The following is an 11,317-nucleotide window of genomic DNA, read 5'->3' as shown; positions in this document are numbered from 1 at the left end:
GTATCAAATTTCTTACATGATGAAGTTAACCAAGGCGATGTAGTCAGCTTATACGCCCCAGCAGGTGACTTTTTCTACCAAGAAAAACAGCAGCCTGTTGTGTTGGTTTCTGCGGGGGTAGGTGTCACACCCATTCAAGCTATGATGCAGATCTTAGCGGATAAAAATAAAAAAGATGTTAGTGTTTTATATGCGTGTAACGATCAAAAGCAGCACACGTTTCAGCAAGAGACCGCGCTGTTAGTCGAGCAAAATAATTGGCTGGGCTTCACGTGGTATTTGAATGAAGCGGGTGCGGATTTTTCCGGTGAGTTAGATATTAGTCTAGTCGCCAAAGAACTACCGCTAAGTAGCGCAGACTTTTATCTGTGTGGCCCAGTGGGTTTTATGGAGTCGGTAGTACGTCAACTAGAAGCGCTTGGTGTTGATCGTGACCGCATTCACTACGAAGTGTTTGGCCCTCATACCTACCTATAGTATTGACGAACTTAGATGGCCCTACCTCAGGGCCATTTATCAATTAAACCACTTCTTTAACCATTCTAGCGGCTTGAACGCACTGCTGGATTTCACTGGTGACTTTTCAGCGCCGAGGTAGTAGCTGGCTAAAAACTCTGTCCTTAGCTTTTGCACATCATGGTTATTGATCGATGAGATCAATTCAGAAGTGTTGTGAGCATGGTCATTGGCAAGGCTGAAATCGAGTTTTAAATAGCCTTGTAAGTAGAGCCATAAATGAGTGCATAGTGCCAGTTGCTCCATGCCTTGTTCTTCAAATCTGTTCGCATGCTGTTTGCCCAAGTTATCGTTAAAGGCTTGGTGCATTGCCTGCATAGACGATCCATTAGACTCTATATAGCTACTCGCTTCGATATGAGCTTTGGTCAAGATCCCGAGCAAATGGCTAGTGGAAGAGTTGTCAGGCTTTCTTTTCAGCGCTTTTTCAAACAAATAAGAGTGGTGTTCACAAAATTGCGTCCAAGCTTTGGTTCGAGATACCACTGGCGGCAGATCTTGCGCGTCAATGGCAATTAGTTGCTTTTCTAACTCAGTCATTCGACTGCAAGCTCGTTAACGCAATTTCAAATGAGCCTTTATCTGAATCGACAAACAGGCTATCTCCGGTAATCATTACCGACAGGTCCATACTGCGCTCGATGGTTTCTGACAAGGCCTCAATACCATTCCAGTCAAATTGGTAAATGCTTACATCATACTGGTGAACCTTATTCTTGGTTTGCTCCCACCAAACGTCAGACTTGCTATTGAATGAGAATACGTCGACGTTTGTGGCCAAACGACATGCTTTCTTAATTCGATCGAGTGAAGGCTCACCGATGTCAATCCAAGTTTGAATTTGGTCATCAAGTGATTTTACCCATAGGTCGGGTTCTTCGGTGGTTGATAAGCCCTTGGTGAGCGCTAAATCAGGTTGCCACTTTACACAAAAGGCAAGAATACGCGCCATCATACGTGGCACCGTTTCAGATGGGTGCTGCGCGACAGTCAGTTGAGTCGAGTCGTAGAGGTCACGGTTAGTGTCTGAAAGAGAAATTCGGAATTTATAAATGGTGGGTTTAAGAGCCATAAGCCTTACTTATACATAAAAAAATAGCCAGCGTTGTGCTGGCTATTGTAATTCTTTAGTACTTAATAATAGTAACAGTGTTAGACATAATGTATTCCTTGATAAATCTTGTAAAAGCCATACGGCACCGATAGCGTGGAAAAGGAGATTGCTATAGCGTACGACGTTACGGTAGATTTTCTAGTTATCCAACGAAACGGCGAAATTAAACAAGAACCGTTTTCTAGCTGCGATCCAGTCTAAAGCGAAGTGCAACTAAGTCAATAAAAAGAAGGGAGTTTGTATCGCTTCATCGTGTGTTTTCACTAGAAATTTGCGCTAGGTATAGTTTCGAAATAATTACTGATTGGCATATAAATAGTGTAACATTTGGCTGATTAGTAAATTGTGCTATTTGAGTACAAACTGATCACTGTTTAATCATAACAATGAGGATTGTATGGCTATTAAGAAACCAATAGTCGAAGCCAATAAGTATCACGATCAAGTGGACGTTGAACTGGGCAGAGGCGAAATCAAACATAACGCATTGCAGGCGATGGTAACGAGTAAGCTTTATAGAGCTAGAGTTGAAAAAGCCAAAAAAGGTAAGGGCAGCTATCAAAGGAAGATGAAACATAAGGGCAAAGAGCCCTATTCAAAAGCCGCTTAGTAAGCGAAGTTTGAATAGGGCTCTTTTCTTATCGACTGAAACCGTTAATTGCTATCTTTCAATTTTGGGTGAGTAGATTGAGTACGCAGTTATTTGCCCTGCCACAATGGCAGAAAACATAAATAGCGCAGATAATCCGATGCTAGGGATCGGTAATACGGATTGTTCAAATACTGATTGGCTAGCGCTGACCAATACGCGGCTTCCTGGTACCAAGATAATGATCCCTTGCACTATGTATATAGAGCCAGTTAAGTCCATTTTCTTCGCAACCCAAGTGCCATAAAGAGTGATCAATACCGTTGTGACCCAAGTCCCTACAACCCACCCGCTGTCGAAACCAAGATAGAATGGCCCCCACATACCTAATGCTGCGACAGGAAGACCAAGCAAGATATCTGTTGGCCGTGCGTTAAATATTACCCCCAATGATAAAGACAACAGGAACAGACCAGAAACGTGTAACCATGCGGGTACTTCGTTAACGTAGTCCAATGCAGTCGCTTGGCCCCAGAGCGCCTCACCAATATTGAGGCCCATGACTATGCCAACAAACAGCTTAATTAGGGTTAGCGCGCTTTGACCCAGCAAACTCGTTCCTGACACCAAGTCGTTAAAGGCTAGACACTCTAGTGAATTAGCGATAGATAGCCCGGGAACAAACAGTATTACTGCTGCGATACATAACGCCCATACGGGCACGGCGGCTCCGGTACTGGCAAACAGTGCGACGAGTACGCCACTAAGCAGAGCGGAGATGAACTCAACGGCAATAGAACGTCGACCTCGGCACATCTGCTGTGCTACCCAGACAATGAAACCTAAAAATACCGAGAACATAATCGCTTCAAGAGTACTTCCTACTAGCATGAGATATGCAGGCGGAATGCCCATGTTCGCGAGTGCGATAGCCCATTTAGGATAGCCGACTGGCTCTGGTACAGGTTCTTGACTCGGTTGATTGATACGGATGATGGTATTGGCCAATAAACTCAAGTTAATCGAAGCAGGTTGATGACGTTTCATCACCACAACATTGTCGTCATCAGGGAACTGGTAGTTGACCGTTGTTGGTGTCGCCTGAATCATGACATCAACTTCGTGTTTACGTGCATAAAATTGGGTGTATTTTTCAAGCTTATATGGCGCACACCCGCTGCGATGCAGGGTATCACCGATCTCTACGATCTTATTAATTCGGTACTGGGAAGGCATGGTATGTGATACGTAAAAATGTGTGCCGCAAAGGTACCAAAGCCGCTTGTGAGACACGAGCTAGAAAATAGTGAACAGTGGCTAAGCTCACAATAAATAGTGGCAGCATGTTTGAACTGAATGCTGATTTTATCAATCTTAGTTTTTGATGGGTATTGTCTGGCGTTTTTCCCAACGATTATAGCTTTAACTCACATATATCTAATTATTTTAAAGTGTTACAAATGTAATTTATATGTAACTTTTAAAAAGATGGGTTTACTAATTCATCGGGCGTGGCAGTGAATATAATAGCTTAGGTTAAACATGAGATTAACATTTCTATTACAAGTGGTGTGATTATGAATTTCGTATAATAAATAGACAAAAATACTCCTTGAAATCTGCTCTAGATAGGTGAAAATATACGCAAAATGAGTTTGCAAAAATGAAATGAAGCTTTTTCTAGTTTTAAAAGCGAGGCAAAGAGTATGAAACTATTTATTTTATTTATGGTGTCGATCACCGCAGGGGTCGCGTCAGCAGAACATCTCCATTCATTCTTGCTCGGCCTTTACATTTCAACCATGGCTGTAGGTAGCTGCTACTGGTTTGCATTCCGCAGCAGCCGTTTTCCACAATTAGCACTGTTACTTCTTATCTGTGGATTGTTCTCGAAAATTGCAATTACCGTTGCAGGTGTCGCTTGGGGTATGTCGCAAGAGCTAATCAGCTCTCCATTTGTATTCGCACTTTCCTACCTATTCTTCTCAATTGCGGCAACTTATGTATGGTTTGCTCACCGTGAAAGATTGATGGCGAAAAAGAACGCTCAGCAAGAGTTGAAAGCAGCGTAGTTACTCATTTGAGAAGTTTGAAAACCAGCGTATTGTCGCTGGTTTTTTTGTGCTTAAACTTGATCAAAACGCGATCACATTGTGCTTATCTAAAGCCCCTACTGACCACTAAACGAGTAAAAACGCTCTAGCAAATGAGATAATTCTAAGTTTTCTTATTCAATAGTAACGATTGATGTCAAAGCGGCTGAATCTTTGTCTGGGTTGTGACTATACTGATGGCGTATTGTAATCATCAAAGTGAGACGTCGCCTATCATGACCACGGGTTTTCTAAAAAACATCGCGCTTCTTTCGACACTTTCTCTTTCTTTTGGGGCGTTAGCTACGCCGACCATCATTCCTGATCCTCCATCGCTGGGGGCAAAAGGATATGTGCTTATTGACTACCACACCGGTGCCGTGTTGGTTGAAAAAAACGCCAACAAGAAACTCAATCCTGCAAGCTTAACTAAGTTGATGACTGCTTATGTAGCAGGGCAGGAAGTGAATAGTGGTAATATTTCATTAGACGACCAAGTACGCATTAGCCAAAAAGCTTGGGCGAAAAATTTCCCCGACTCTTCAAAGATGTTTATCGAAGTGGGGACTGACGTTTCGCTAATGGATCTGTATCGCGGCTTGATTGTTCAGTCAGGTAATGATGCGAGCGTTGCAATTGCCGAGCATGTAGCAGGTAGTGAAGGCGCATTCGTGAGCTTAATGAACAGTTGGGCGCAAAAGCTTGGTTTGCAAAACACCGGTTATACCAACCCTCATGGCTTAGACAGTGATGGTTTATACTCGACGCCTTATGATATTGCTTTGCTGAGCCAAGCGATCATTCGTGATCTGCCTGATATCTATCCTCTGTACAGCGAAACTTCTTATACTTATAACGGCATTACCCAGTACAACCGCAACGGCCTGCTGCGAGATCGCAGCTTAAACGTGGATGGAATGAAAACTGGCTACACGAGTGGCGCTGGCTATAGTTTGGCTACCTCAGCAACCAGTGGCGACATGCGCTTGATCTCGGTTGTTATGGGCGCGAATAGCACGAAAAGTCGTGAATCTGAGAGTAAGCAGCTTCTAAGTTACGGCTTTAGGTTCTTTGATACGGTTTCACCATCCAAGGTCACAGATACCTTAGCGGAGGCCAAGGTGTGGATGGGGGACGTGAACTTTGTTCCTGTTGGCGTTGCTGAGCAAGTGCTGATCACTCTACCAAAAGGTGATGCGAGTAAGCTAAAAGCAGAGATCGAATACAATGGGGAGTTGGAAGCGCCAATTTCGCAAGGAGAACAGGTTGGTCAGGTAATTTACACGGTTGAAGGCAAAGAGGTCGCCAAAGCGGCACTCGTTGCTCAGCAAGATGTCGATGAAGGTGGCCTGTTTAAGAAACTGATGGATTGGTTTAAACGTTTGATATCCAATTGGTTCTAAGGAAACCATAGTTAGAAAAGAGGATGCAGCTGCATCCTCTTTGTATTTTAGGGCTGGTAGCGGGCGCCAAAACTAGCTGACAAGGTTCAGACAGTACGTTGACTTTCACTTACTTACTGCTGACAACTGAGGGTGCGAAAATACCGACAATCCTCAGTGAATGTTTAATGAGGAACCGTCATGGAATTTACTGACAAAGATAGAGAAGCGCTCTATCAAATCTGGATGTCCAAAAAATCAAAAATGCGCCTGACTCAAATGGAGTTCGCGAAGAAGCTTGGTATGAACCAATTAAGCTTTTCTCGTGTTCTGCGTGGAGAAACCCCTCTTACAATGTCTTTTGTCAGCCATTTTTGTCGTCTGCTTCAGTTAGAGCCACAAACTGCTGTACCAAGCCTGAAAGAAACTAATGATACGGGTCCAAAGGTGGTTTACTTGCAAAGCCGTATGAGTGTGGATGGAGAAATTCAAAACGCCTATATTGAAGGCAATCAGGTGATTGTCGAGTATGCGCACACCGTCCAACCAACACAATGAGTTATAACCAAACTGAATAGAAAACTCATAGACATCCAAATGTAATATGGTATAGCATTCTGTTTTGTGTTTTATACTTGAGTGCTATTCATGAAATCTTTGCAAACTTACCTTTTAATCGCGGTAACTCTACTTGTTGCAGGGTGTGCGGGCGGTCCTGTTCAACGAGCGACTAAGTTCACCAGTTATGAAGACTTCCGAGCAGGTCCCGACGGTGGTGTCGATCTTGTATGGGCACGAATTGGCTTAGGAAAGCCAGAGCGTTTGATTGCCAAGATATCTGAATACGACTCAGTGGTTATCGACCAAGTGTTTGTCGTCGCAGAAGAAGATTCAATCGATCAAGAGGACATTCAAGAGCTAACTGACTACACCATTGCACGTTTGACTGAAAAGATTAGCGTTCACAAAAAGGTGGTCGGGAGCCTACCGGCAACTCTCTGCGTCTTAGCGTCGCACTAAGCAATGTTGAAACTCCCAACCCTGTGTTAGCGGTGACCAGTAGTATTCTTCCATTCGGCTTAGCTGTTTCTACTATTTCTAAGGTGACCACGGGTGAGCACACTAACGTAGGTAGTGCGAGCATTGAACTCTTGGTGAGTGATGCCCAAGATGGCACGCCGCTTTTCGCAGCGATTGACCGTGAAGCAGGAAATAAAGACTTTTCGACTATGATTGACTCACTTGATGATGCCAAAGACGCGATTAACTATTGGGTTGAGCGTTTAGGTGTTACTCTTAAGGGCTGGGAACAGCCATAGAAACAGTGAAATGCTAGAGAAAGAGAACCTAATTAAACTCGCGCGAATGCAAATGCCTTTTGGTAAGTACGCAGGAAGAGTATTAATCGACCTGCCTGAAGAGTACTTGCTGTGGTTTGCCAATAAAAAACAATTTCCCTCGGGTGAGTTAGGTGATTTAATGCGGTTATGTTTAGCATTAAAAATTGAAGGCTTAGATAGTGTCGTTAAACCTCTCAAACACCCCAAAGGTATATAGCTATAGCCGTGTATCAACTCTGGAGCAGAAGAAAGGCTCAGGGGTAGATATACAGGTTGATAGTGATGTCTTGAAAAGGATTGCAGAAGATTACAACATACCCATTGCAGAAGAAACCTATCAAGATTTGGGGAAGTCGGCTTATAAAGGCGAGCACTTAAAACATGAGTTAGGTGTGTTTTTAGAAGCGGTAAAAAGTGGCGTTGTGGCTACTGGTTCAATTCTTGTTGTTTACTCACTTGACCGCTTGAGTCGTCTGGAAATTGGTCACGCCAAACAAACATATTATGACCTTACAAACAACGGGGTTAGCGTATATTCGATTGTAGATAATTACCTGTATCGAGCACACCAAGCGGCTGACGATATTCTATCGACAATCATTTTCGAACGTTCACACAATGAATCCAAAAGTAAAGCTGCTCGGGTTGTTGATGCCGCTAAACAAGGTTTGAAAAGGTGGAGAGAAACCGGACAACCTCAAAGCTCATTAGGTCGGGTTCCGTTCTGGATTGACCAAACCACTAACACATTCAATGTTAATGCTGAGGGAGTGCGCAAGGCTATCGAACTTTACCTACAAGGTGTTGGGTGTCTCAAGATTAAACAACATCTCGACAAACATTACCCCTATGAAGCCGTAAGGAAAAGCGGAAGAACGGAAGATAGTACAAAACGTTGGGACTATAACGCCATAAATCAAACCTTTACCAAACCCAGCTTGATAGGCGAAAAACATATAAAGGTTGACGGTGTCAGTCATAAGCTTGAGGGATATTATCCAGCATTAATTGACGTTGATACTTTTCAGCAACTCAAGCAAGTCAAGAAATTGAAATCAGGTAGAGCACCAGAAAAGGGAGCAATCCATTTACTAAAGGGGTTGGCTAAATGTGCTGAGTGTGGCGGTGCAATGGTGTTTGTAGATAAAGGTAGAGGTAACTCAGCGATTAACTATGTTTGTACCAACGCTGCGAAAGGTAATCACCCACGCCAAAATTATAGTGTGCAGGTTCTGGAGTTGATTACTTTAGCACTATGTCAGGATAAATACTTGCAAGCTATGAATAATGATAGCAGAGAAGATATTGCGCTGGTGGAAAAGGAAATTGAAGAACTTGAACTCGAACTTGAAGAACTCACCAAGCGTTACAAAGAGAATAAAAGTCTGCGGTTTCTAGATCTCATAGAAGAAGCAGAAAGCAAGGTGAACTCTAGAAAGCAGGATCTTGAAACAATCCAAACTCAAAGACTAAATGACTCGTTTGCCATACTTGAAAAAGATGTTTACTCCGACGAGGTGAGGGACGATTTCTACAGTGAGCAAAGAGGAGAGATCCGAAAGCATTTAACTGCTGTAGTTGATCATATAGTTGTGGGGCGTAGCGAAGAAACAAGCAAGTTTACAAAAAGTGGTTTGGTGCAGTGTCTAACCGTGAAGGTGATTTTCAAGAATGGAAAACATAGGATTTGGATCGCACTGCCTTTCAAATATGTAAACGACAATGGTTTATTTCCTCAAGTGATGATCAAAAGCGCCAATGAGGATAATGATTTGGTGGGGCGGCAGAATTACCACCAGAAAGTATTAACCAAGCTACACAACGCCAATCTATTAACAAAACTGTACCCAAGTAAGGGAAGATATACATGGGGAGAGAAAAAGCTGGTTGTGGGTTGGGTGTTGAATATGACACAAAATGAAGGTGAGCACTTGGTCAAGGCTTTGAAACAAGGGCAGACGATACCCAAGTACAAAGAGGAAGAAGATAATCGGTTTTGGGTCAATATCCTAAGCCAATAAACCTCACAAAAATTTTCAGAAAGGGTAGCCATTTTCAACGGTTGCCCTTTTTATTATTTGATAAGAATCACAGCTTAAGCAATTGTTTGCGTATTTTCTGGGCGTGACTATATCATTGAAGTAGTACTAAGTTGGTGAGGACAAAGTATGTTTGGAATGCACAGCTTGAATATCCTTGGTTGCGTCATTAGAGGTGAAAAGAAAGAAGTTGAATCATCTAGTGCTATATTGATTGCTACTGTGAACACAGAAAAACTAGATATAACCTTTAAATATTACGTTGGTGAACGTAAATCTTTTCTTGGCTTGTTTGATATCTCTGAAAAGGAAGACGTGACGTTTAAACAAGATGATTTTGATAAGTGGGAGTTCTTGTTTCCAACTAGGGATTCAGATGTCAGTAAAAGCGTTAAAGATCTAAAAACAATGGGGGTCGCTAGCATAGTAGGCTATGGAGTTTTAGGGCCAGCTGGAGCTGCGGCGGGTGCGCTTTTAAAATCTGGCGGTTCAAACAAGAAAGATATTCCCGTAATAGTCAGGCATAAGAACATTGACTTGATACTTCATTGTTTGTGTAAACCTAGTTTTGTAAAAGAACTGGATAGAATGGAGTTCTTTTCTGAAAATAGTTAAAACCTCACAAAAATTTCAGAAAGGGTAGCTGTCAAAAGTTGCCCTTTTTCGTATCCAAAAAAAAATATCAAATTTGGGTTGCGATGTGTTTGACACTCACCAACCAGCCAAATATTAGCATTTAGTAAAAATGAAGTATCTGGCACATCTTTTTCCCTCCATTGTTTGAATACCAACTGCATAAATAAACCCGACTAAATTAGTAAGGTATAGGCGACTGTACGTAAAAAGTAAGTGAGTTAGAAAGGGGAGAAATGGCACATTTTAAATAAGAGGGGCTAGTATTTAACATAATAATTCTATTGCGCACTTAATCACTTTCAAGTTAGTGGTTACTATCAATGTAAGCCTTTTACCAATAACGAATGCTAACCATAAGGTTTAGTATTGTAACCTCAATAATTCATGTTATTAAAATGTTAAATCAACTAATGAATAAGTATGTAATATAAAATGGTTGGTTATGCAGATGGAGAGGTATAGGAGGATATTCGAGTCATTATACAACTAATTTAATATGATTATAAAAGCAGGTATTTGTAAACCAGTTGCATATTAAGGCTATTGTTATCAATGGTTTAGGGTAAAACATGTGCGACAAGTGCTAGTTTTATTTTTTTATTGTACAAGTGTACTGTATAAATTGTTGAGGCATTGTGTTAAGCAAATCTCTCAAAAGGTCGCTGTCCAAAAAGATCCCTTTGTCGCAAGGGAGGTTCCCTAAATGAAGGAGGTTTGGCACAACGTGTGCCAAGGGGAGAGTTTTGGAAAGGGTAACTGAGTTACCTTTAGAAAGGGTGGACATTCTGGTTAAGGGTAACTGAGTTACTTATAACACTAGCTTAAGGGTAACTGAGTTACTGTAAATGGGGTCTAAGGGTAACTGAGTATACACTAAGTAAAAGAACTATAGTTTATATTTAATAAATTAAAAACAAACGAAGTAATTAGTCAGTTGCCTAAACGACAACTAAGTAAAGGTGTAAGCCTAACGGCTAACATAAGTAAAGTATGTACCGCTTCGCTATACATATAAGTAAATAGACTGTCGTCTAACTTAAGTAAATGTGTTGTCGTTGTCACTCCCACATAAGTAAATAAAAGCTTCGCTTATGTTATTTTTTAGATCTATTAATAACTATTATAAGTAAATACACTAACGTGTGTTGTATGTTCACTGTGTTCACATATAAGTAAAGCCTAACGGCTGTTGTGTCATCCACTGTGTTACTAACATAAGTAAAGTATGTACCGCTTCGCTATACACTAAAGTAAATGTCGTTGTCACTCCTTCAATGTATGTGTGCTAATGCATATAAATAACCTAGTGTAATAAAAGCTCCTGTAAAGCTCTGTACAGGCTTTTGTGTTATATTTGCATACATGTAGCATTACATAAGTAAAAACCCCTGTAGGTATGCTACAAGGGCTTAGAATTGGTGTTGGGTGTTAGTGCTGGGTATTTAACACTAAAATGGTATCATATCGTCATCCCAATCATCAAAAGGATCAGGTTCTGGTGTTACTACAGGATCGAAAGGGTTTGGTTCTGGATCTGGTGCTAAATCCCAGTTGTTCGGGTTGCTGTAATCAATATCTTCTTTTGGTGTAGCTGGTGTACTAGCAGCC

Annotated in this window: 10 protein-coding genes and 2 pseudogenes; 9 read left to right on the top strand and 3 right to left on the bottom strand. The window is 41.6% G+C overall.

Features of this window, described 5'->3' with window-relative positions; all coding sequences use genetic code 11:
• Positions 1–477, top strand: a pseudogene (locus QTO00_RS08850) (NO-inducible flavohemoprotein); the annotation flags it as partial.
• 39 nt (positions 478–516) lie between these two features.
• On the opposite strand, the gene QTO00_RS08845 reads toward QTO00_RS08850, so the two are convergent.
• Together QTO00_RS08845 and QTO00_RS08840 are read right to left on the bottom strand one after the other, a co-directional pair.
• Positions 517–1,056 carry a hypothetical protein gene (locus tag QTO00_RS08845; RefSeq protein ID WP_331424349.1) on the bottom strand — a complete coding sequence of 180 codons (540 nt, stop codon included), beginning with the start codon at positions 1,054–1,056 and terminating at the stop codon, positions 517–519.
• Entirely contained in the window at positions 1,049–1,588 is a 540-nt protein-coding gene (locus QTO00_RS08840) for a YaeQ family protein (protein ID WP_331424347.1), read from the bottom strand. Before QTO00_RS08840 ends, QTO00_RS08845 begins: the two co-directional genes overlap by 8 nt.
• 439 nt (positions 1,589–2,027) lie before the next feature.
• On the opposite strand from QTO00_RS08840, the gene QTO00_RS08835 reads away from it, so the two are divergent.
• Positions 2,028–2,240, top strand: coding sequence for an alternative ribosome-rescue factor A (locus QTO00_RS08835; RefSeq protein WP_038204440.1), 213 nt, complete (start codon positions 2,028–2,030; stop codon positions 2,238–2,240).
• 51 nt (positions 2,241–2,291) lie between these two features.
• On the opposite strand, the gene QTO00_RS08830 is transcribed toward QTO00_RS08835, so the two are convergent.
• Positions 2,292–3,455 (bottom strand): threonine/serine exporter family protein, encoded by a 1,164-nt coding sequence (locus QTO00_RS08830; protein WP_331424344.1) that lies wholly within the window; start codon positions 3,453–3,455, stop codon positions 2,292–2,294.
• A gap of 470 nt (positions 3,456–3,925) precedes the next feature.
• Between QTO00_RS08830 and QTO00_RS08825 the strand changes: the two genes are divergently transcribed.
• The 7 genes and pseudogenes from QTO00_RS08825 (at position 3,926) to QTO00_RS08795 (ending at position 9,688) form a co-directional block, all read left to right on the top strand.
• Entirely contained in the window at positions 3,926–4,291 is a 366-nt protein-coding gene (locus QTO00_RS08825; RefSeq protein WP_331424342.1) for an NADH:ubiquinone oxidoreductase, read from the top strand.
• A gap of 257 nt (positions 4,292–4,548) precedes the next feature.
• A complete protein-coding gene (locus tag QTO00_RS08820; protein ID WP_331424340.1) occupies positions 4,549–5,715 on the top strand; it encodes a D-alanyl-D-alanine carboxypeptidase family protein in 1,167 nt (388 codons plus the stop codon).
• Between the two features lie 180 nt (positions 5,716–5,895).
• A complete protein-coding gene (locus tag QTO00_RS08815) occupies positions 5,896–6,252 on the top strand; it encodes a helix-turn-helix domain-containing protein (RefSeq protein WP_331424339.1) in 357 nt (118 codons plus the stop codon).
• Between the two features lie 90 nt (positions 6,253–6,342).
• Positions 6,343–7,013 (top strand): annotated as a pseudogene (locus QTO00_RS08810) (DUF3313 domain-containing protein).
• Positions 7,014–7,023: 10 nt separating this feature from the next.
• A complete protein-coding gene (locus QTO00_RS08805) occupies positions 7,024–7,251 on the top strand; it encodes a DUF3820 family protein (RefSeq protein ID WP_331424338.1) in 228 nt (75 codons plus the stop codon).
• The gene (locus tag QTO00_RS08800) at positions 7,214–9,055 is read left to right on the top strand and encodes a recombinase family protein (RefSeq protein ID WP_331424336.1); all 1,842 of its coding nucleotides are present in this window, start codon (positions 7,214–7,216) and stop codon (positions 9,053–9,055) included. The genes QTO00_RS08805 and QTO00_RS08800 overlap by 38 nt, the downstream gene beginning before the upstream one ends.
• Before the next feature lie 147 nt (positions 9,056–9,202).
• Entirely contained in the window at positions 9,203–9,688 is a 486-nt protein-coding gene (locus tag QTO00_RS08795; protein WP_331424335.1) for a hypothetical protein, read from the top strand.
• Positions 9,689–11,317: the final 1,629 nt, after the last annotated feature.

The sequence above is a fragment of the Vibrio sp. M260118 genome, from assembly GCF_036533755.1.
Classification (GTDB): Bacteria; Pseudomonadota; Gammaproteobacteria; order Enterobacterales; family Vibrionaceae; genus Vibrio.
Note: the sequence above shows the minus strand (reverse complement) of the source record. Positions and strands in the feature narration are given on the sequence as shown.

What these genes read in the sequence shown, in the direction of transcription:
- QTO00_RS08830 (WP_331424344.1), bottom strand. Translation starts at nt 3,455, where the DNA reads ATGCCTTCCCAGTACCGAATTAATAAGATCGTAGAGATCGGTGATACC.
- QTO00_RS08845 (WP_331424349.1), bottom strand. Translation starts at nt 1,056, where the DNA reads ATGACTGAGTTAGAAAAGCAACTAATTGCCATTGACGCGCAAGATCTG.
- QTO00_RS08840 (WP_331424347.1), bottom strand. Translation starts at nt 1,588, where the DNA reads ATGGCTCTTAAACCCACCATTTATAAATTCCGAATTTCTCTTTCAGAC.
- QTO00_RS08835 (WP_038204440.1), top strand. Translation starts at nt 2,028, where the DNA reads ATGGCTATTAAGAAACCAATAGTCGAAGCCAATAAGTATCACGATCAA.
- QTO00_RS08795 (WP_331424335.1), top strand. Translation starts at nt 9,203, where the DNA reads ATGTTTGGAATGCACAGCTTGAATATCCTTGGTTGCGTCATTAGAGGT.
- QTO00_RS08805 (WP_331424338.1), top strand. Translation starts at nt 7,024, where the DNA reads ATGCTAGAGAAAGAGAACCTAATTAAACTCGCGCGAATGCAAATGCCT.
- QTO00_RS08815 (WP_331424339.1), top strand. Translation starts at nt 5,896, where the DNA reads ATGGAATTTACTGACAAAGATAGAGAAGCGCTCTATCAAATCTGGATG.
- QTO00_RS08820 (WP_331424340.1), top strand. Translation starts at nt 4,549, where the DNA reads ATGACCACGGGTTTTCTAAAAAACATCGCGCTTCTTTCGACACTTTCT.
- QTO00_RS08825 (WP_331424342.1), top strand. Translation starts at nt 3,926, where the DNA reads ATGAAACTATTTATTTTATTTATGGTGTCGATCACCGCAGGGGTCGCG.